The sequence below is a fragment of the Streptococcus infantis genome (assembly GCF_047463315.1).
Lineage (GTDB): Bacteria > Bacillota > Bacilli > Lactobacillales > Streptococcaceae > Streptococcus > Streptococcus infantis_AB.
Genome location: NZ_JASHEB010000003.1, coordinates 71,527 through 91,105 on the forward strand (window position 1 = coordinate 71,527; position 19,579 = coordinate 91,105).

General features: G+C 40.3%; 20 protein-coding genes. 4 read left to right on the plus strand and 16 right to left on the minus strand.

The genetic code is table 11. The annotated features are described in order from the left end of the window. Nucleotides 1–28: 28 nt before the first annotated feature. Together mutS and argR are read right to left on the minus strand one after the other, a co-directional pair. Entirely contained in the window at nucleotides 29–2,563 is a 2,535-nt protein-coding gene (gene mutS, locus QM857_RS03970; RefSeq protein WP_414275127.1) for a DNA mismatch repair protein MutS, read from the minus strand. A 46-nt stretch (nucleotides 2,564–2,609) separates the two neighbouring features. After that, on the minus strand, nucleotides 2,610–3,056 hold the full coding sequence (gene argR, locus QM857_RS03975; protein WP_004250715.1) for an arginine repressor: 447 nt from the start codon (nucleotides 3,054–3,056) through the stop codon (nucleotides 2,610–2,612). 153 nt (nucleotides 3,057–3,209) lie between these two features. Between argR and argS the strand changes: the two genes are divergently transcribed. Then, entirely contained in the window at nucleotides 3,210–4,901 is a 1,692-nt protein-coding gene (gene argS / locus QM857_RS03980; RefSeq protein ID WP_414275128.1) for an arginine--tRNA ligase, read from the plus strand. Nucleotides 4,902–5,180: 279 nt separating this feature from the next. Then, nucleotides 5,181–5,429: a hypothetical protein gene (locus QM857_RS03985; RefSeq protein ID WP_006146258.1), complete on the plus strand. Its 249-nt coding sequence runs from the start codon at nucleotides 5,181–5,183 to the stop codon at nucleotides 5,427–5,429. 33 nt (nucleotides 5,430–5,462) lie between these two features. On the opposite strand, the gene QM857_RS03990 is transcribed toward QM857_RS03985, so the two are convergent. The 8 genes from QM857_RS03990 to rpmF all read right to left on the minus strand — a co-directional run bounded on the left by QM857_RS03990 (nucleotide 5,463) and on the right by rpmF (nucleotide 11,386). Further along, nucleotides 5,463–5,708 (minus strand): hypothetical protein, encoded by a 246-nt coding sequence (locus QM857_RS03990; RefSeq protein WP_006146256.1) that lies wholly within the window; start codon nucleotides 5,706–5,708, stop codon nucleotides 5,463–5,465. 33 nt (nucleotides 5,709–5,741) lie between these two features. Continuing rightward, a complete protein-coding gene (nrdI, locus tag QM857_RS03995) occupies nucleotides 5,742–6,209 on the minus strand; it encodes a class Ib ribonucleoside-diphosphate reductase assembly flavoprotein NrdI (protein WP_049495268.1) in 468 nt (155 codons plus the stop codon). Between the two features lie 72 nt (nucleotides 6,210–6,281). Beyond that, nucleotides 6,282–6,812, minus strand: coding sequence for an ABC transporter permease (locus QM857_RS04000; protein ID WP_414275129.1), 531 nt, complete (start codon nucleotides 6,810–6,812; stop codon nucleotides 6,282–6,284). A gap of 61 nt (nucleotides 6,813–6,873) precedes the next feature. Then, nucleotides 6,874–8,160 (minus strand): response regulator, encoded by a 1,287-nt coding sequence (locus tag QM857_RS04005; RefSeq protein ID WP_414275130.1) that lies wholly within the window; start codon nucleotides 8,158–8,160, stop codon nucleotides 6,874–6,876. Nucleotides 8,161–8,162: 2 nt separating this feature from the next. Continuing rightward, entirely contained in the window at nucleotides 8,163–9,836 is a 1,674-nt protein-coding gene (locus QM857_RS04010; protein ID WP_414275131.1) for a sensor histidine kinase, read from the minus strand. Continuing rightward, nucleotides 9,814–10,428, minus strand: coding sequence for a YesL family protein (locus QM857_RS04015; RefSeq protein WP_042759558.1), 615 nt, complete (start codon nucleotides 10,426–10,428; stop codon nucleotides 9,814–9,816). The genes QM857_RS04010 and QM857_RS04015 overlap by 23 nt, the downstream gene beginning before the upstream one ends. 610 nt (nucleotides 10,429–11,038) lie before the next feature. Continuing rightward, nucleotides 11,039–11,188: a 50S ribosomal protein L33 gene (gene rpmG, locus QM857_RS04020; RefSeq protein ID WP_001265622.1), complete on the minus strand. Its 150-nt coding sequence runs from the start codon at nucleotides 11,186–11,188 to the stop codon at nucleotides 11,039–11,041. A gap of 15 nt (nucleotides 11,189–11,203) precedes the next feature. Further along, nucleotides 11,204–11,386, minus strand: coding sequence for a 50S ribosomal protein L32 (rpmF, locus tag QM857_RS04025; RefSeq protein ID WP_000290417.1), 183 nt, complete (start codon nucleotides 11,384–11,386; stop codon nucleotides 11,204–11,206). Nucleotides 11,387–11,604: 218 nt separating this feature from the next. Here rpmF and ilvD point away from each other — a divergent pair, with 218 nt between their 5' ends. Then, nucleotides 11,605–13,308 (plus strand): dihydroxy-acid dehydratase, encoded by a 1,704-nt coding sequence (ilvD, locus tag QM857_RS04030; RefSeq protein WP_414262547.1) that lies wholly within the window; start codon nucleotides 11,605–11,607, stop codon nucleotides 13,306–13,308. A 56-nt stretch (nucleotides 13,309–13,364) separates the two neighbouring features. On the opposite strand, the gene QM857_RS04035 is transcribed toward ilvD, so the two are convergent. The 3 genes from QM857_RS04035 to tgt all read right to left on the minus strand — a co-directional run bounded on the left by QM857_RS04035 (nucleotide 13,365) and on the right by tgt (nucleotide 16,917). Beyond that, on the minus strand, nucleotides 13,365–13,706 hold the full coding sequence (locus tag QM857_RS04035; RefSeq protein ID WP_414275132.1) for a metal-sulfur cluster assembly factor: 342 nt from the start codon (nucleotides 13,704–13,706) through the stop codon (nucleotides 13,365–13,367). A 116-nt stretch (nucleotides 13,707–13,822) separates the two neighbouring features. Then, nucleotides 13,823–15,640 carry an acyltransferase family protein gene (locus QM857_RS04040; protein WP_414275133.1) on the minus strand — a complete coding sequence of 606 codons (1,818 nt, stop codon included), beginning with the start codon at nucleotides 15,638–15,640 and terminating at the stop codon, nucleotides 13,823–13,825. Between the two features lie 134 nt (nucleotides 15,641–15,774). Next, nucleotides 15,775–16,917 (minus strand): tRNA guanosine(34) transglycosylase Tgt, encoded by a 1,143-nt coding sequence (gene tgt / locus QM857_RS04045; protein ID WP_301559860.1) that lies wholly within the window; start codon nucleotides 16,915–16,917, stop codon nucleotides 15,775–15,777. A gap of 736 nt (nucleotides 16,918–17,653) precedes the next feature. Between tgt and QM857_RS04050 the strand changes: the two genes are divergently transcribed. Next, the gene (locus QM857_RS04050) at nucleotides 17,654–17,845 is read left to right on the plus strand and encodes a hypothetical protein (RefSeq protein ID WP_000109864.1); all 192 of its coding nucleotides are present in this window, start codon (nucleotides 17,654–17,656) and stop codon (nucleotides 17,843–17,845) included. Nucleotides 17,846–17,946: 101 nt separating this feature from the next. Here the strand turns inward: QM857_RS04050 and QM857_RS04055 are convergent, their stop codons facing one another. From QM857_RS04055 to QM857_RS04065, 3 genes are read right to left on the minus strand one after another with little or no spacing between them, the layout of a single operon-like run. Beyond that, nucleotides 17,947–18,813 carry a CHAP domain-containing protein gene (locus QM857_RS04055; protein ID WP_414275134.1) on the minus strand — a complete coding sequence of 289 codons (867 nt, stop codon included), beginning with the start codon at nucleotides 18,811–18,813 and terminating at the stop codon, nucleotides 17,947–17,949. Next, nucleotides 18,806–19,147: a phage holin gene (locus QM857_RS04060; RefSeq protein ID WP_414275135.1), complete on the minus strand. Its 342-nt coding sequence runs from the start codon at nucleotides 19,145–19,147 to the stop codon at nucleotides 18,806–18,808. The genes QM857_RS04055 and QM857_RS04060 overlap by 8 nt, the downstream gene beginning before the upstream one ends. A gap of 3 nt (nucleotides 19,148–19,150) precedes the next feature. Next, nucleotides 19,151–19,567 carry a phage holin family protein gene (locus QM857_RS04065; protein ID WP_414275136.1) on the minus strand — a complete coding sequence of 139 codons (417 nt, stop codon included), beginning with the start codon at nucleotides 19,565–19,567 and terminating at the stop codon, nucleotides 19,151–19,153. Nucleotides 19,568–19,579 lie beyond the last annotated feature (12 nt).

Sequence of the window (19,579 nt, forward strand, 5' to 3'; positions counted from 1 at the left end):
CCACTCCTTTTTGCGAGTGGGTTTTTGCTTATAATTTTTGCTTCCATTCTAATAAGAGATTCATGGCTTGCATCGGTGTCATATTGTACACATCTACTTGGGCCAACTCTGCTAGGATAGGATTCTCTTCTTTTTCATCAAAGAGAGACATTTGCTCATTGACAACATTCCTTTGATTGATAGAAATTGGATTTTCCTGACCTTGGCTCTCTAGTTGAGTTAGAATCGCATCCGCTCTTTTTAGCAAGTCTGCTGGCAATCCTGCAATCTTAGCTACATGGATACCGTATGATTTGTCAGCTGGTCCTGGTTCTATCTTGTGAAGGAAAGTGACCTGACCATTTTGCTCAAGCGTAGCCACGTGTACATTTACTAGATGTTCAAGACTAGCTTCCAGACTGGTTAATTCATGGTAGTGCGTGGCAAAGAGAGTCTTGGCGCCAATATGCTCATGGATATACTCGATGATAGACTGGGCTAGAGCCATACCATCATAAGTTGCGGTTCCTCGACCAAGCTCATCAAAAAGAATCAATGAATCCTTTGTCGCATGACTAATGGCATTATTAGCTTCCATCATCTCTACCATAAAGGTGGACTGACCTGAAACCAAGTCATCTGCCGCTCCGATACGTGTAAAAATCGCATCAAAAATTGGCAGTTGAGCACTTTCTGCAGGGACATAAGAACCCATCTGAGCCATAACCGCTGTAATGGCTAGTTGACGCATGTAGGTTGACTTCCCACTCATGTTCGGACCTGTAATTAGTTGAATGCTAGTATCTTCATCCATCTGGATACTATTGGGAATATAGGTTTGAGCTCCCATGACCTTTTCAACAACTGCGTGACGACCATTCTGGATATCAATCCGCGACTCTTGCCCAAACTCTGGTCGAATCAGGTGTTGTTTTTCTGCAACTACTGCCAAGCCTTGCAAGACATCGACAGCAGCGATTCCTTGAGCCAGAGCCTGTAGACGTTGGATATACTTGCCAACCTCCTCACGAATACGCATAAAGATTTCGTACTCTAGGTTTGCTGATTTCTCACGCGCCTCTAACATTTCTCCCTCGATACGCGCCAATTCCTCTGTCCCAAATCGCTCAGAATTTTTCAGCGTAGCCTTACGGAAAAAGTGGGCTGGTACGTTACCGAGCTGCGAGTTGGTCACATGGAAATAGTAGCCGTCTTTTTTATTGTAGTCAATCTTGAGAGTATTGATGCCAGAGTTTTCTCTTTCCTTGGCCTCGATCTCAGCAATCCAGCTAGTCCCTTCTCTCAGCACACGACGGTATTTATCCAAGGTCTCATCAAAGCCCGTTCGGATAATACCACCTTCGGTAATCACGTGGGGAGCCTCTGGGGCAATGGCAGCACTTATCAGGCTTTCCAACTCAGGAATAGCATCTAGTTGTTCAATTAGATAAGCTAGAGCTGGTTGCTCCATTCCTTCTAAAATGGCGCGAATTCGTGGAACACTTCCTAAGGTAGCTGCTAATTGCAAGAGGTCTTTGGGGTTGCTTTTGCCAAAAGATACTCGACTAGCCAGACGTTCGATATCGTAGACTCCCTTGAGGCTTTCCGTTAAATCACTGCGCTCAAAGAAATAATCCAGAAAGACTTGCACAACCTCCTGACGTTCTATGATACGATCTAAATCAATTAAGGGACGTTGAATCCAAGAACGTAGAAGACGCATACCCATTGCAGTTTTAGTCTCATCTAGCAACCAGAACAGACTCCCTTGTTTCTTACCTGAGCGAGCATTTTCAGCCAAATCAAGACTAGCCTTGGTCGCAAAATCCATCTGCAAGAAATCTTTGATTTCATAACGAATAACAGGTTTTAAGTGATTCAACTCTCGCATCTGCGTCCGATGGACATACTGAAGAAGTTTCCCACTAGCTGCTCCTTCAACAGTTGCCAATCTTGAATCCAACAGATGAACATCTTCATATGTTTCTTGTTCATAGGAAAGCACTAGATTCATTTGACGACTGAGAATCTGTTCTTCCGCTTCAGACAAGTCGTAACCAATCACCACTTCTCTGGCCTTGAGATTACGGATTTCACCACAGACTAGAGAGAAATCTGATAATCCCGTTACATAGAAATCACCTGTCACTAGGTCCATATAGGCTAGTCCATACTGGGAATCTTCACGATCAATAGCCACTAAAAAGTTATTGTGACTATCTGGCTTACTACTATCAACCACTGTCCCTGGTGTAATGACCTGAACAACCTCGCGCTTAACGACACCAACAGCTTGCTTAGGATCTTCCATCTGTTCAGCGATGGCAACCTTGTAGCCACGCTCAACTAGAACGTCAATATACTGTTGGGCAGAATGATAAGGAACCCCAGCCATGGGAATCGGATTTTCAGCATTTTTATTGCGACTGGTCAACGAAATCTCTAGAATCTGAGCGGCATTGACGGCATCCTCATAAAACAACTCATAAAAATCACCCATGCGAAAAAGCAAAAAAGCATCTGGATATTGTTTTTTGATATCCACATACTGTTGCATCCCAGGTGATAATTTTTCAGTAGTCATTTACTCTCTCCTTGTAAAAATAGTCTTGAGAGAAGCTCTCAAGACCTTATCTATCTTCCATTAGCTCTAGTAAGCGTTCTTCCATGACTTTAGCTGCATGTTGATCTTTACAGATTACCAACAAGGTATTCGCTCCGGCAACTGTACCTAATATCCAACCGTCTTTATTTGAATCTACTACATTTGCTAATACGGATGCTTCTCCAAGTTTAGTGTGGAGAACCAAGGTGAATTCGGCTCTTGCAACACCCTCTAAGTGATGTGAAAGGAATTCGACCAGATCAATCTTCTCTGTCTCATTTGCTAGTACATAGTAAACAACATCGTTTTTCTTAACTTTGGTTAAGCCAAGCTCTCGCAAATCACGGGATAAGGTCGTTTGTGTCACAAAGACATCACAGGCTTCCAATCGATCTTGAATTTCCTTTTGAGTTCCTAATTTTTCTTCTGTAATCATTCGTTTGATGAGCTGATGACGTTCTCTTTTTCTCATAAGATCCTTTCGATTGCATATTTATTACATTTTACATTTTTTTAGTAAGAACATTATATCAAAAAAACTGGATATTTCAAAAAATATCTCTTCTTTCAAAAAAAATGTAGTAAATTGTGATAAAATAGTAGAAAAGCCCTAAAGGAGCACTAAATGAATACAAAAGAATTGATTGCTAGCGAGTTGGCTAGCGTCATTGATAGCCTGGACCAAGAGGCTATTTTAAATTTACTAGAAACACCTAAAAACTCAGATATGGGAGATATCGCCTTCCCTGCCTTCTCATTGGCAAAGGTCGAACGTAAAGCTCCTCAAATGATTGCTGCTGACATCGCTGAAAAGATCAATAGTCAAGCTTTTGAAAAGGTTGTAGCAACAGGTCCTTACGTCAACTTCTTCCTTGATAAGGCTACCATTTCTGATCAAGTTCTACAAAACGTTATCACTGAAAAAGAGCACTACGCTGACCAAGAGATTGGCAATCAAGAAAATGTTGTCATTGACATGTCTAGCCCTAATATCGCTAAACCATTTTCAATCGGTCACCTTCGTTCAACAGTTATCGGAGATAGCTTGTCACATATCTTCCAAAAAATCGGCTATAAAACTGTCAAGGTCAACCACTTGGGAGACTGGGGGAAACAGTTTGGGATGTTGATTGTTGCCTACAAGAAATGGGGCAATGAAGAAGCTGTCAAAGCACATCCAATTGATGAACTTCTCAAACTCTATGTCCGCATTAATGCTGAAGCTGAGAACGATCCAAGCTTGGATGAAGAAGCACGCGAATGGTTCCGCAAACTTGAAAACGGTGATGAGGAAGCTCTCGCTCTTTGGCAATGGTTCCGCGATGAAAGCTTGGTAGAATTTAACCGTCTCTACAATGAGCTACAAGTTGAATTCGACAGCTATAACGGAGAAGCTTTCTACAATGATAAAATGGATGCAGTTGTAGACATCCTTTCTGAAAAAGGACTATTAGTCGAATCAGAAGGTGCCCAAGTTGTTAATCTTGAAAAATATGGAATTGAACACCCAGCTCTTATCAAGAAATCTGACGGCGCAACTCTATACATCACACGTGACTTGGCTGCAGCCCTTTACCGTAAAAACGAATACCAATTTGCCAAATCTATCTATGTCGTTGGTCAAGAACAATCTGCTCACTTTAAACAACTCAAGGCTGTCTTGCAAGAGATGGGTTACGATTGGAGCCAAGATATTGTCCATGTTCCGTTTGGCTTGGTTACAAAAGAAGGGAAAAAACTTTCTACTCGTAAAGGGAATGTTATCTTGCTAGAACCAACTGTAGCAGAAGCCATCAGCCGTGCTAAAGCGCAGATCGAAGCCAAAAATCCAGAACTTGAAAACAAAGACCAGGTCGCTCATGCTGTTGGAGTTGGGGCCATTAAATTCTATGACCTTAAAACTGACCGTACAAATGGATATGACTTCGACCTTGAAGCTATGGTATCCTTCGAAGGGGAGACCGGCCCTTATGTTCAATACGCCTACGCTCGTATCCAATCAATCTTGCGTAAAGCCGATTTCAAACCTGAAGCAGGTGCCAACTATAGCTTGAACGATGCTGAAAGCTGGGAAATCATCAAGCTAATCCAAGACTTCCCACGTATTATTAAACGTGCAGCTGATAACTACGAGCCTTCTATCATCGCTAAATTTGCAATCAGCTTAGCGCAAGCCTTTAACAAATACTATGCCCACACTCGTATCTTAGATGAAAGTCCAGAACGTGACAGCCGTCTAGCCCTTAGCTATGCAACAGCAGTTGTCCTCAAAGAAGCGCTTCGTCTGTTGGGTGTAGAGGCGCCAGATAAGATGTGATTCGTTACAAGAGACTGAAACTAAAGTTCCTAGTCTCTTGACGGCAATCGCTATCGGGCGATTTGCCTAAACGCCTTACTAATGCATCCAAATAAATAATATCGACTTATTTGGATGCATGTCGTGATCTATTAATTTAATTTATTACTAAGCAAGCTAAGTAACTAACGCCAAATCCTATTCGGGCTTTGGCTAGGCGCTTACAGTACTATCACTCGAAAAATAAAAAATTTACTTTTATCTTACCACTTACTTCTTTATCACCTAGGGAGAATTTTTATGAGCCAATACGCTTATATCTTAGTTGTTATTAGTCTTCTTTTTCTCTTTCTTGTCAACAAATATGAAAAAGAGAAACTTCAAAGACTGCTTCAGGACCAACTATTGAAAGATCAAGATTTTCGTGCAACTATCAAAGAAAAAATCCAAACGATAGAAAATATCAATGATGTCATTGATTACGTGAATAAAGGCTACCGTTTAGGGATTCCCATTTCAAAAGAAATCGTTGACGAAATTCGCAACTAACAAAAAGACTCGAGATGCATTTCTCGAGTCTTTTTATTTATTTCTGACAGCTAAGATTTCTACCAGGATAACAATCCCTAAGGATACCATGGTTCCAAATGGTGCTGCATTTTCATCAAAAATTTTCTCAGAGAACAGTAGCAGAGCAATCGCTAATAGTAGCAAAGCACTGCATAGCATAATATCCTTGAAGCTTGGTTTGCGTTTTATATACTTTAAAAATGATTTCTGTAGTTTACTCATTTCGATTGTCCCCTTTGAAGTAAATCCTTTATCCATAGAATAAAACTCTTCCTCAGAAAATCTAGCCTCTTATAAATCTTCTAATTCATACAAGTCTGCAATAATCCCAGCAACCTTCTTGATGTCTCCTAGCATTCCGCGCATTTCAAAGTCAGCTAGGACTGGAAAACCAAAGCGCTGGCTGTATTGCTTGGCGGTCAAACAGTATTGGTTGTTAAAATTACGGTTACCCGATCCTACGACACCAAAACACTTGCTAGCATTATCACCATATGCGATAAAGTCACCTACTGGAGTGGTCAAAATTTCCACATCGCCATTGTCAACCCCATTGCCACCTTCGAGGTAAGTCGGTAGAAAAGCCACATACGGGTTGGTCATCTCGAAGAAGTCTTCTCCATCCTTGACCAAGTCTTTAATATGAATTTTTTCTACTTCAATGTTCGCATACTGCTCCAACAAATAAGCTTTCAATCGTGTTACGAAACTCTCCGTATTCCCGCTCAGACTGATGTAGACCAAGGAAATTTTTTTCATTTTCTCCTCCTTTTTTGAATCATAAAAAATAACTACCAAGATTGTATCTTGATAGTTATCCTTTGTCAACTCTTAGGCGAGTTCTTCCTCTTGAGATTCTGTTAATTCTTTTTGCTGACGCCATATTTTATAGAAGACGATTCCCAAAAAGATAACATTGATGACGATGAATATGATAGTGGTTACTTTTGACATGACTTCCATTCCTAAACGTAGGGTGTCATCTTTAATCAATTGCATAGCATCTTGTAGATTCATATTGTCATGGACTAGTCCAACAATAGCTAGTAAGGCATATCCAACATAAGTGTAGTTTGCCAACTGCAGGTTCTTACGAATTAAGAAAACAAAGGCTACTACAACTAGGATAGCAGATAGAATAATGAGTATCGTGTTAAAAATAGAGTGAGATAACTCTGACACTTGGTGGGCATAGTTAACAGCATCTTCTATTTGTTGAGCACTAAGTGTCCCAACATTTCCTTGGCTAGCACGAAGTGCGTCCTTACTAGGTACTGGAGTGAATATTCCAACTACTGCCAAGGCTGAATTAATCGCTGATAAGACTAATAAAACCCATAGATAGATTGGTTTCTTTTTCATAAAAGCAACCTCCTCATATTTTTGAATTTATTATAGCATATTTTAAGATGGATAACAAAAGTTAGAGGGTGACCTCGATCTGCTTGCGGTAGGCCTTCGGAGACTTTCCACATAGTTTTCGAAAAACCTTGTAGAAGTACCCTACATTACTATACCCAACCGTATAGCAGATATCCTCAATACTATCGTTTGTAGAGAGCAAGAGTTGCTGGGCAGCCTTGATGCGTTGCTTATTGAGAAGTTCCGCAAAGGTTGAATTGGTTTCCTTCTTGATTAACTGCCCTAAATACACAGGGTTGATAAAGAGGTCCTTACTGATATCCTTGAGAGATAACTCTTTTTTGTAATCTCTACCAATAACTTCGAGAACACTGACGACATTTTCATTCATGCGGTATTGACCAAAGAAGGAAGTCAAGGTTTCTTTTGTATAAGCGACTAAGTCCTCAAAGTTTGTGATGGCATGAATATTCTTGACGATATCTGTCATATCATCTGCTTTCAGATGCTCGAAGAGGTGGAAGACATCCATAACAAACTGAGTAAAGAGTTGCTTGGTGATGGATACCCTTGGTGTGTTTTCTAGCACAATCTTCTCGAGTAGGTTTAACTCATCGATAATCTGCTGAAGATTTCCCTGGATAATAACTCGATAGATAGGTTCATAATATGAGAAGAGACTTTTAGACTGATCTAGATTTACAGTTCCATAGAAAAGTGCTTTTTCAGCGTCAAACTTCCATTTTTCAAAGTTGGCTTGATAAGGCGCCTCAAAAGGTAGAACGAGTAAACCGTCGAATTTCTGGTCTGCAATCACAATTTGCCAGTCTTGACCTAGGACGTAGTAAGGAATGACAAAATCCCCTTGTTTTTCCTGGGAAAGTCCAATCCACCAGTTTTCTTTTTGAGAGAGATGCGTCTTAAATGCTTCTTCATCTAATTTTTGGCTTAACATTTCTGGTTCATGCACTTTCTCACGAAGCTGACCGAGGATTTTCTCAAGTAAGTGCTCTAGCTCGACCTTATCAACTGGTTTGACAAGATAGTCTACGACATTGAGGTTCATGGCTTTCTTGACATAGTCAAATTCTTGATAGCCTGAAAGAAGGATATAGTAAGCATCTGGTAATAGTTCCTTCATCTCCCCAATCATTTCAAGACCTGTCTTGTCAGGCATGTTGACATCAGAAATGACGATGTCTACGGGATGCTCTCGAGCATAGTCCAAAGCCTCGTCAGCATGATTAGCTGTTGCGACGACTTCCATATCCCATTTTTCAAAAGGAATCAAACGCTTGAGCCCTTCTGTAATCATGTACTCATCGTCTACTAATAGTACTTTATACATGTTTATCCTTTCTCTTCATCCTGAATGGTGATTCGATAGTGAACACCTTCATGCTCAGCAGATTCTACACTAATGTTATAGCGGCCTCCAAAGTAGAGCACAAAGCGTTCGTGGATATTCACAATCCCAATAGACTGCCGTTTCCCACTATAATCTGCTGTGTGTTCAAAGGTTCTTTGAGCCAGTTTAGCTTGAATTTCTGCTAGTTTTTCAGCAGACATCCCACGACCATTATCTGTTACCAGGATTTCGACATAGCCTTCTTTTTTCAAGGCTTTGATACTGATCACATTATCTGTTCTTCTGTGGTCAACTCCATGAGCAAAATAATTTTCCACTAAAGGTTGGAGGGTGAACTTTGGAATACACATTTCTTCCAATTCAGGGTCAATCTTAAATCCGTATGCAATGGATTTTGGATAGCGAACCATACAGAGATAACTGTACTTCCGACAAAACTCCACTTCTTGTTTGAGTGTCGTTTCTCGCTCGTCGGAAATATTATTGCGTAGGAGACTACTGAACTCATAGATGATATCTGCTAGTTCATTTTGATTCTCCATCACAGCATACATCCGCAAAAACTCCAGAGTATTATACATGAAATGCGGATTAATTTGAGCTTGTAACGCACGCATGTTGGCATCTTTTTGATTGAGTTCCAGTTGATAAATATCGTGAATATTACTTTCCAACCGGTCCAACATATCGTTTGTCGTTTCAGCAATCAAAAGCAATTCTTGATCCTTTTTGTCGGTATTGATCCTCTTGGTTTGCTCTCCCTTAGTAATGGCTTGGATCGAATCCACCAAGTCCACAACCTGAAGTTGATAATCAGAAAAGGTTCTTCTTAGGGTGACATATAAGATGATGATAAAGAGAGCACTCAAACCAATAATGAGAGCTGAACTCGCTAAACTACTATTTAAAACATAGTTCTGAGGCACGGCCACTTGAACCTGATAACCATGCGCTGTTGTTCCTACAAGCCAAGAACCTCTAGTCCTTTTTTCTCCCAAATCGAACATATCTGTTTCATAGGGCGTGATGACAGAAACAGCGACTGGAACGATTCCTCTAGTGTTATCAATCGCCTTATAGAGGACTTCCGGTGGCACTGAGATATAAATAACCCCTAGGGCCCGGTCTGATACTGGATCAGATACCGGAACGGCAAAACTATTGGCATCCGGTTTAAAGCTCTCAGCCGGAATCTTCTGTCCACTACGATTATCTCTCTTGGATACAAAGACGTCCGTTGAATCCTGTAGAACAATCGCAACACCACTCACGAAATCATTTCGCACGTAGATATCATCGATATTTTCATAAATAGAAACCGAAATATACGGAGACGCCTTGCGCTCTAACTGCCAGTAAAAATAATCCGGCGTGCTGAGGCTAAAATATTTGTAAATTCCTTCAATCCGAGCTTGATTTTCTACCAAACCTTGAGCCAGGCGAGTGGATTCACGATAATAGTATTCAACCTCGTCGACCGTCCGAGCCAAGACACGTTGACTGACTCGACTTGCTTCTTTTTCACGCATATCCCAGTAAACATAGGAGAGCAAGAGAGCAAAACAAGTGATGATAACAATCATGACTAGGCTATAAAGCCTAAGAAGTGAGTGGAGACGAAACTGTTTGGTATTATTTTGTTGCCAATTTTTCATGAATACTCTCATAAACAGGCTCCAATAAATCACTAATAAAGAAATGCCACATTCCAATACCTACAAAAGCGATGAGGGCTGGCATATAGAAGCCAATAATGGCTAACAAGACGCTACCAAGCAGAACCTTGGCCACTGCTGATAAACTCATAAAAATTCCGATAAAGGCGAGCTTTAAGGTGTTTTTATAGGACAATTCAAAGTAAACCTGTAACTTTAAAGATACCGTGTAGGCCAAAAATACCAAGGCTACTAAAAAGATATTTAGAAATGTTGCTGCCAAGTGGATAATGGTCTGGTTTGGCAACTGAATCATCAGATACAAGCCATAAATCAAGATGAAGTCAATCCCTATAAAGGTGTAGAAACTGAGATTACTTTTGACAAAATTGCTCTTAAATAAAGCCCATGCTTCCTTGAAACGATAAGCACGGTAAGAATATCCGTTTTCAGCAAATAAACTCATGAGAGTTGCACTAGCGGGTGCTATACCAAAGACCACTCCTCCTGCTAGTGTCAATAACCAAAAATAAGCCGTCGCAATCATCCCCAAAAAGAAACGATGAAAGACTAGCTCAATGAAATTTCCCACGGTTTTCCTCCAAAAATTTAATCTAGTTTTATTATAACATATTTCAAGCGCTCTCAAAAACAGGAGCAATAAAAATAAATACATTTATTGGTTTAATAATGATGTTAGTAGTATAATTAAGATAGATAGAAATACCGATTAATGACAAAAGGGATTTATAGAGAAGATAAACATCTTTGCAGGTAAACTAATGACTATTTAAATCAATTATTGGATTTACAAAATAACGAAAGGGGTACGAGACATGACTATTTTTATTTTAAGAACTACCGTGTTTTGGATTGCTCTTATTTTGAGTCTTTTCTCTGATAAATTGTTCAAACAACAATATGTAAAAATCGTAAAAATAATTTGCGCTATAATCATGTTAGTCGTATCATTATCATATCTGTTCTAAGTTATTTTAAGAATACAGGAATTTGTTTGTCCTGTATTCTTTTTTTCGTCAAATGTACATTGATAAAATAAATAACAAGTCGATAACATCAATCAAGTTAGAGGCGAAAAAGGTAGAGATTGAACTGAAATATAGTGACATGTATTGAAATTGGAAAAAAGAAAAAACGCTTAAAATAAGCGTTTTTCTTATGTATTGATTCGTATTGAATGCTTACTTAACCTCTGTAAACACAACGTGCTTGCGAAGTTTTGGTGAGTATTTCTTCAATTGAAGACGGTCTGGAGTGTTACGTTTGTTTTTAGAAGTAAGGTACAAGCGTTCACCAGATTCTTTGTGTTCAAGTGTAATATTTACGCGCATGGTATCTCCCTTCTATTATTCAGCTGATGCAGCTTTAGCGATCTTACGTCCTTTGTAGTATCCTTTAAGTGATACGCGGTGAGAACGTGAGTAATCTCCAGTAGTTTCGTCAAAGTTTACAGATGGAGCTGTTACTTTGTAGTGTGTACGACGTTTGTTTTTCTTCGCTTTTGATGTGCGACGTGCAGGTACTGCCATTTCGTTTTTCTCCTTTTAAGATATAATTTCAGTTAGGTTTGATTTTCATCAACTTTAATAGTATATCAAAACTTTTTTGTAAAGTAAAGTTACTTGACAAAAAAAGTTGTATTTTTTTATCGTACACTGCTGAATTGTCTGAAAATTTAAAAATTTTCTTCTGTTATTCATGTAAAAATTGTGCTATAATGGAACAAACTGAAATGGGAGGGACTTGAATGACAGAATTAGATAAACGTCACCGCAGCAGCATCTATGACAGCATGGTAAAATCACCTAACCGTGCCATGCTTCGTGCGACTGGTATGACAGATAAGGACTTTGAAACACCGATTGTTGGGGTCATTTCGACTTGGGCAGAAAACACACCGTGTAATATTCACTTGCATGACTTTGGGAAATTGGCTAAAGAAGGGGTTAAATCTGCTGGTGCTTGGCCTGTGCAGTTTGGGACTATTACCGTAGCCGACGGTATTGCCATGGGAACACCGGGTATGCGCTTTTCCCTAACGTCTCGTGATATCATCGCGGATTCTATCGAAGCTGCTATGGGTGGTCACAACGTGGATGCCTTCGTCGCTATCGGGGGTTGTGACAAGAACATGCCTGGTTCCATGATTGCCATTGCCAACATGGATATCCCAGCTATTTTCGCTTACGGTGGTACTATCGCCCCTGGAAAACTGGATGGCAAAGACATTGACTTGGTTTCTGTATTTGAAGGAATCGGTAAGTGGAATCACGGTGATATGACAGCTGAGGATGTGAAACGTCTGGAATGTAATGCCTGCCCTGGCCCTGGTGGTTGTGGTGGTATGTATACAGCTAATACCATGGCTACTGCTATCGAAGTTTTGGGGTTGAGTTTGCCAGGTTCTTCTTCTCACCCAGCTGAATCTGCTGATAAGAAAGAAGACATCGAAGCAGCTGGTCGTGCAGTTGTCAAAATGCTTGAACTTGGTATCAAACCTTCAGATATCTTGACTCGTGAAGCCTTTGAAGATGCCATTACAGTGACTATGGCTCTGGGTGGTTCTACAAATGCTACTCTTCACTTGCTTGCTATTGCCCACGCAGCTAATGTTGACTTGTCACTTGAGGACTTTAATACCATCCAAGAACGTGTACCTCACTTGGCCGATTTGAAACCTTCTGGTCAGTATGTCTTCCAAGATCTTTACGAAGTCGGTGGTGTGCCTGCAGTTATGAAGTACTTGTTGGCGAATGGATTCCTTCATGGAGACCGTATCACATGTACTGGTAAGACTGTCGCTGAAAACTTGGCTGACTTTGCAGATCTTACTCCAGGTCAAAAAGTCATCATGCCACTTGAAAATCCTAAACGTGCGGACGGTCCGCTTATCATCTTGAACGGTAATCTTGCTCCTGACGGTGCAGTTGCCAAGGTGTCAGGTGTTAAGGTTCGTCGTCACGTTGGCCCAGCTAAGGTCTTCGACTCTGAAGAAGATGCTATCCAAGCTGTCTTGTCAGATGAAATCGTTGATGGCGATGTTGTCGTTGTTCGTTTCGTTGGTCCTAAGGGTGGTCCTGGTATGCCTGAAATGCTATCACTTTCATCAATGATCGTTGGTAAAGGCCAAGGAGACAAGGTTGCCCTCTTGACAGATGGCCGTTTCTCTGGTGGTACTTATGGTCTCGTTGTCGGACATATTGCTCCTGAAGCTCAGGATGGTGGACCAATTGCTTATCTTCGTACAGGCGATATTGTTACGGTTGACCAAGATACTAAAGAAATTTCCATGGACGTTTCCGATGAAGAACTTGCAAAACGCAAGGCAGAAACAACCTTGCCACCACTCTATAGCCGTGGTGTCCTTGGTAAGTATGCCCATACCGTATCTTCTGCATCACGTGGTGCCGTTACAGATTTCTGGAATATGGAACAATCTGGTAAAAAATAAGCAAATCAAAAGCAAGCCTCAACTGGCTTGCTTTTTTATATTTTCAAAATAAATCATTATCGTGGAGGTAGCCCTAGAGCTATACGCCCATAACGACTAATGCGTGTAATCTTCCATGCTGGAGACCAGGTAACCTCAACCTTGACATCCTCAATCCCAGTAATTTGTTTTAAACCTGCCACAATCTCGATTGGCAGACTTTCTGCACAGTCACAGGCAGTATCAGTGAAGGTCATAACAACTGTACAAAGGCCATTTTCGTCCAAGTCAATCTCGTAAATCAATCCAAGGTTGTATACATCTAACTCTACATCTGTATCATAAACTTTTTCGAGCACTTCAATGATTTGATCTTCCAATGATAGAGCACGGTTATTGATTTTGATATCTTCTCTCATTGCATTCCCTCCATTTTTAGACTGCACCTATTTTCTCATAATTCTGACAATTTGGCAAGTTTTTCCCAATTCTCTTTAAAGCAAAAAGTAGAGATACAATCTCTACTTTTGATTGATTATTTTGATTTGACAGGTTTGTCTGCAAGAGCTTTAACGGCAGCATTAATGGTTTCTGCGTAAAGTTTTGCTCCTTCATCCTGCTTGGTCGTATCACTACCGAAGTGAACCTGGTCTGTCCCTTTCCAAATATCTGGATGATCTTTGGCGACTTGGTTCCAATCTGCTAGTGCTATATATGGATATTTTTGTGCCAGTTCACGCGCATAGTTTGCATATTGTTCTACATAAGGTTGAGTTTCCTGTGTTGTATCCCCCTCGTATGGAGTAACTAGAACAAGTTGATGCCCTTTCGGAAGATTTGTTATCAGTAGATCCAAATCAGCCTTATAATCTTCAGGATTATTAACGCCAGTCGCGATGACTACAATTTTAGGCAAGGCTTTATTCTGACTGTAATTCAGCATCAATGCATTTGCTTGTTTAGTATTTCGACTGACCTGACCATCAATCTGAGCATCTGGTAAGATTTCTTTCAGTCCTTCTGAAGCACGCAAGGTGACAGAATCTCCAATGATGGACACGCCATCAGCTATGTTGTAGCGACTGGCTTCTGCTTGATCGGCCATCGTTTTTGTTCGAGTAATATTAGTTAGGGCTTGATTGAGCCCAGTAACCATCAAATCCGTTTCAAAGGCACCTACTTGTGGAGCTATCAGAATCACAACCAAGGTAATCAAACTAAGAACTCCAACACTACCAGCAAAGATTGGTTTGATGTGCGGAATTTCTTCTGCCATTCGCAAGAGTTTACTAGACTTCCCTGCAATGAAAGGTTCGATCATATAGAAAGAAAGGGTAGCAAAGAGATAAGAGAAGATAATTGTTAGAATCACTGCCGGTATATTCCCCATCAATTGAGAGAAAATAATATAAAACGGCCAGTGGAAAAGATAAACAGCATAGCTGGTATCTGCTAAAAAACTGATAACCTTTGGTTCTTCGATTGTCGGAGTTTTCTCGTGCAACAGTCGTGCTGCAACAATCATCAGAAGCGCAGCCAAGCTTGCCAACAAGAAACCAAACAAATAGGCAAAGAGATAATTGAATTTTACAAAGAAGGTCAATAAGAGCAAGACTCCTAGACCCGCCCCAAAGACTAGTAAGGTTTGTCTCAAATCCAAGCTTCTATTTAAACGTTTGAGAAGAGGCGTTACATGACGAACACCTACCAAGGTCGCAAGCACACTTCCTAAGAAGAATGGATAAACATGAGTCAAAGTTGAGAAGTAGAGTGTTGAGTAGGAGCTAACGATAAAGCTACCAATAAACATAGAAAGGAAGCTAATCATAAAGGTTGCTGAGGAAAGTAGGAAAATCATTCCTCGTAGTTGTCCACTTGTCTTTGCATGTTTGGACAAGAACCAGACTGCTAAACCCCACAAGATATAATAATGAACTTCAACAGCTAAGCTCCAGTTGTGAACAAAGAGGTGAGGGATAAACTGAGATTCATAACTTCCTCCTGTCAGCATTTCATAGAAGTTAGTCATAAATCCTAGAACACCAGCAATTTGACCACCGATTCCTGCCACATAATCCTGACGAACCAAGAAGGTGAATGGCATGATGACAAGAATCATTAAAACAACTGGTGGAAAAATCCGATAGAAACGTCTTCTAAAAAATCCTAAGATATCAATCTTCCCTTTTTGTCCAAATTCTTCTAATAATAGTGAAGTAATTAAAAAACCTGAAAACGTGAAGAAGACGTCAACACCAAAGAAACCTCCTGGGAAAAGCGTCTGAAAGAAATGGTACAAGAGTACCAAAAGCAAACCTGTAATCCTAATCAAGGAAAACCATTTAATACGCATACGAGTTTATTCTCCATTCATTAGATTAGCAAAAAAGCCATCTAATTTTCAATCCATAATACCTTTATTTTATCAAAAAAAACAGAAAAATCCTAAGATAAAACTTAGGATTTTTAGCTAACATTAAGTTAAATTTAGAAATTACGTCCAGACTTGTTATAGCCATATTTTTCAACAAAATGCTCACGGAATTCCAAGAGATTGTCATCCATAATAGCCTGACGAACCTGCTTCATGAGGTTGAGCAAGAAGTAGAGATTATGGTAACTTGTCAAGCGGATACCAAAGGTTTCATCAGCCTTGAGCAAGTGACGAAGATAGGCACGGGTGTAGTTCTTACATGTGTAGCAATCACACTCTGGATCAAGTGGTGTAAAGTCCTCCGCAAACTGAGCATTCTTGACTACCAAGCGACCTTGACTGGTCATACAAGTCCCGTTACGAGCGATACGAGTCGGCAAGACACAGTCAAACATATCGACACCACGGATAACACCATCAATCAAGCTATCTGGCGCTCCTACTCCCATCAAGTAACGAGGTTTGTTCTCAGGAAGCAGTTGGGTCGTAAAGTCCAAAACTGCGTTCATCTCTTCGTGGGTTTCTCCAACTGCTAGTCCTCCGATAGAGTAGCCTGGGAAGTCCATACTTACAAGATCATGAGCTGATTGACGGCGAAGATCTTCAAATCCTGCCCCCTGTACAATCCCAAACAAACCTTGGTCATGTGGACGACAGTGAGCCTTTAAACCACGCTCTGCCCAACGGCTAGTACGTTCAATCGATTTTTTTACATAATCATAAGGTTGATAAAATTGGGGACATTCGTCAAAGGACATCATGATGTCTGAGCCTAGATTGTTCTGGATAGAAATAGCCTTTTCAGGTGAAAGAAACATCTTAGAACCGTTGAGGTGATTCTTGAAGGTTACTCCTTCTTCTGTAATATTACGGCTATCCGCTAGAGAATACACTTGGAAGCCACCGCTATCTGTTAAAATCGGTTGATCCCAATTCATGAACTTGTGAAGACCTCCAGCACGGGCAATGAGTTCGTCCCCAGGGCGAAGCCACAAGTGATAGGTGTTGGATAGGATAATTCCTGACCCCATCTCTTTCAATTCTTCTGGCGACTGAGTCTTGACCGTTGCCTGAGTCCCTACTGGCATAAACATAGGCGTTGGGAAGGTCCCATGGGGGGTGATAATCTCACCCAAACGAGCTCCTGTGTGTTTTTCTTTTTTTATCAATCGATATTTGATTGGCGAATCTGACATTTTTTACCTCCGAAGCTGGGAAAGACAGTCCCAGTTCTTACTTTATACCCAAGGGCATACTGTATGATTCTATCAAAAAAAACAGGAACTGTCACGAACTATGGTATAAGTGACAAATGTTTACTAATGCTTTCTGTTGCTTATCAATAGTTTAGTTTTTGCTTATTTTTATTTAAAATCATTTCCGTTATTTTTCGTCATTTTTTTAAATCGTATTCATCTTCGTATTCATTTTCATACTCACCTTTGCCCGTATAGTTGAGAAGGCTGCAATTTAGTTCTAATAGTTTACATTGGAGGGTGTCCCCTCCGACTCCCCGACCTCTGGACAAGGTCTTTTTTTTTTTTGAAAAAATTTAAAAAAACTTCATCAAAACTATTGACATTATACAACTTTAGTTGTATAATAGATACATAAGGTTAAGGAGGAAACCTTAGACAAGGAAACTAGTAGAAAGGAAAACAAAATGTTTAAGTTCAAAAAGAAGCCACTCAAAGTCAAAACAAATAAGATAGTCATCAAAATAAACTTATTTATAATCAGCTTTGAATGGCACTTAGAAATTGGATAGTGAGAAATCACTATCCGCCCCTTCGGGGGTGTACTTAAATTATAACAGGAAAAACAATGAAAGTAAATCTAAAAATTAGAAAAACCACCAAGCGTGAAAAAGTTGAATTTATTATCGGACTTCTTCTACTTCTATTTGCAGTTTGGTATTTTATGAGGTAATATATGTCAGTAGATATTAAAGCTATCCGCTGGCTTTTAGACAACGCCACAGCCTATGCTATCAGCAAAAACTGTGGCGTATCTATTCAGGCAGTAGATAAGTATAAAAATGGTGTATCAGATATTATGAACATGCGTTTAAAACATGCTATCAGCATGACTTCTTACGCCCATACACTACAAGAAAAACAGTGAGCTTCATCACTGCTTTTTTATTTTGAACAAACAAAAAACCGCCAGCGAACTGCTAGCGGTCAAGTGTAATTAAATTTTGAAAACCTTTCTATGCTTTATTTTTATTTTGTGGTAATTAAGCCGTCAGGCTCGATAGCGAACGCTTCCTTGTCAGCCAATCGACCATCTTCAAGCATGAGGTAGTAGCCACCGTTGTAAGGGACGAATGCATTTGACACCATATCGCCATTCTCTGAATTGAGGTAATACCATTTCTCGTAGTATTTAACCCAGCCAGTCTGCATAGCGCCATCACGATTAAAGTAGTACCATTTGCCATTGATCTTCTTCCATCCGCTATTGGCCATGTAGCCGTCTTTGTCAAACCAGTACCAATTGCCATCTGTGTGATGCAGCCATTGGTTTGCATACATATAGCCGTTATCATTGAAATAGAACCAGTTACCGTCGATTGCTTCAAATTTTGAAGTAGGGTAAGAGCCATCTTTGCGACTCCACCACCATCCAGTATCATCGTGTTTCCATCCTGTTTGGTCTTCTTGAGGTGGTACGATATAACCTACAATCGAATTGACTGAGCGTTCATTGTATCGACAAGGTCCACCAACGTCAAGATAATCCCAGTTGCCATCGATATTTTGTTCGATTGTCTGAATAGTATCCCCGTCAGAATCTGCATAGACAAGGCCGGTATGACCGTAGTTCACGCCATCGCCTGCTACGAAGTTCTTCACAAAGAACCAACCAGCTTTCGGATATTGAGCACCATAGACAACTTGCAATCCTGCTGCTTCTGCTGAGCGTAGCAAATCGATAGCATTACCCCAGAGACGAATACCAAAATATTCATAGATACCGTAACAGGTGACATCAGCGCATTGATAGCCGTACATTCCGTCATAATCTACCCCAGTGCCTGCATCAGCATGAGCCATAAGGTCCCTAATCATATCTTGTTTTTTAGACATTATCTGCCCCTTTCCATGCATCGTTCATTTCTTTAACCGATGCCTCGATAAATGTATCAAGTTCCTTATCAGTCATGCTGATGTTGTACTTGCTAAGCTCAGCTCTGACTTTATCGCGGGCCTGCTCCAGCTTCTCCTCACCTTTAAAGCCAGTTTCAGAAGCAACTTGCTCGACTGCATTGACCGCATTTTTGGCAAGGATTTCGACGATTTTGACAGATTGCTCACCGCCTTTTTTAATCAGGTATTCCTTGATTGATTTGACTGCAATACTAGCCAAAACGACAAGAACGCTAATTGCTGCATTGATGATGATTTCATTGATTTGTTGCATGTGTTATTCTCCTTTATTTTTGTCTTCGTCTTTTTCAAGCAATCGTTGGAATGCTTTCAGGATTGGCTGGAAAAGAGTGATATTCCCTTTTAGTTTGCGGTAATTTTCAATTAGTGATTGAAAAGTAAATGCGATGTATCCGAGATAGATCGAGTACAAGAATGCGAAGCCCGTCTTTTCAGGCAAGAGCACGGACATCGGGATAAGGATCATCAGTAAAAGGACTCCTAAAATCTTGCGAAGGAGTCCATTAATGCCGATTTTGCTCTTATACTCGATGTCAGGGTTTGCGATCGCAGCAATTGTCCCTGTCAAGAAATCAATGATTTCCATCGAAACAATCAAAGCAAGAGCGTACAAGACCAAACCATCTTCGGTCTGTACGACACTTCTTAAAAAATTGAAAAATTCGATTTGCATACAACCTCCTTT

Coding starts and splice junctions, on each gene's coding strand:
- mutS (WP_414275127.1), bottom strand. CDS start 2,563: ATGACTACTGAAAAATTATCACCTGGGATGCAACAGTATGTGGATATC.
- argR (WP_004250715.1), bottom strand. CDS start 3,056: ATGAGAAAAAGAGAACGTCATCAGCTCATCAAACGAATGATTACAGAA.
- argS (WP_414275128.1), top strand. CDS start 3,210: ATGAATACAAAAGAATTGATTGCTAGCGAGTTGGCTAGCGTCATTGAT.
- QM857_RS03985 (WP_006146258.1), top strand. CDS start 5,181: ATGAGCCAATACGCTTATATCTTAGTTGTTATTAGTCTTCTTTTTCTC.
- QM857_RS03990 (WP_006146256.1), bottom strand. CDS start 5,708: ATGGATAAAGGATTTACTTCAAAGGGGACAATCGAAATGAGTAAACTA.
- nrdI (WP_049495268.1), bottom strand. CDS start 6,209: ATGAAAAAAATTTCCTTGGTCTACATCAGTCTGAGCGGGAATACGGAG.
- QM857_RS04000 (WP_414275129.1), bottom strand. CDS start 6,812: ATGAAAAAGAAACCAATCTATCTATGGGTTTTATTAGTCTTATCAGCG.
- QM857_RS04005 (WP_414275130.1), bottom strand. CDS start 8,160: ATGTATAAAGTACTATTAGTAGACGATGAGTACATGATTACAGAAGGG.
- QM857_RS04010 (WP_414275131.1), bottom strand. CDS start 9,836: ATGAAAAATTGGCAACAAAATAATACCAAACAGTTTCGTCTCCACTCA.
- rpmG (WP_001265622.1), bottom strand. CDS start 11,188: ATGCGCGTAAATATTACACTTGAACACAAAGAATCTGGTGAACGCTTG.
- rpmF (WP_000290417.1), bottom strand. CDS start 11,386: ATGGCAGTACCTGCACGTCGCACATCAAAAGCGAAGAAAAACAAACGT.
- ilvD (WP_414262547.1), top strand. CDS start 11,605: ATGACAGAATTAGATAAACGTCACCGCAGCAGCATCTATGACAGCATG.
- QM857_RS04035 (WP_414275132.1), bottom strand. CDS start 13,706: ATGAGAGAAGATATCAAAATCAATAACCGTGCTCTATCATTGGAAGAT.
- QM857_RS04040 (WP_414275133.1), bottom strand. CDS start 15,640: ATGCGTATTAAATGGTTTTCCTTGATTAGGATTACAGGTTTGCTTTTG.
- tgt (WP_301559860.1), bottom strand. CDS start 16,917: ATGTCAGATTCGCCAATCAAATATCGATTGATAAAAAAAGAAAAACAC.
- QM857_RS04050 (WP_000109864.1), top strand. CDS start 17,654: ATGTCAGTAGATATTAAAGCTATCCGCTGGCTTTTAGACAACGCCACA.
- QM857_RS04055 (WP_414275134.1), bottom strand. CDS start 18,813: ATGTCTAAAAAACAAGATATGATTAGGGACCTTATGGCTCATGCTGAT.
- QM857_RS04060 (WP_414275135.1), bottom strand. CDS start 19,147: ATGCAACAAATCAATGAAATCATCATCAATGCAGCAATTAGCGTTCTT.
- QM857_RS04065 (WP_414275136.1), bottom strand. CDS start 19,567: ATGCAAATCGAATTTTTCAATTTTTTAAGAAGTGTCGTACAGACCGAA.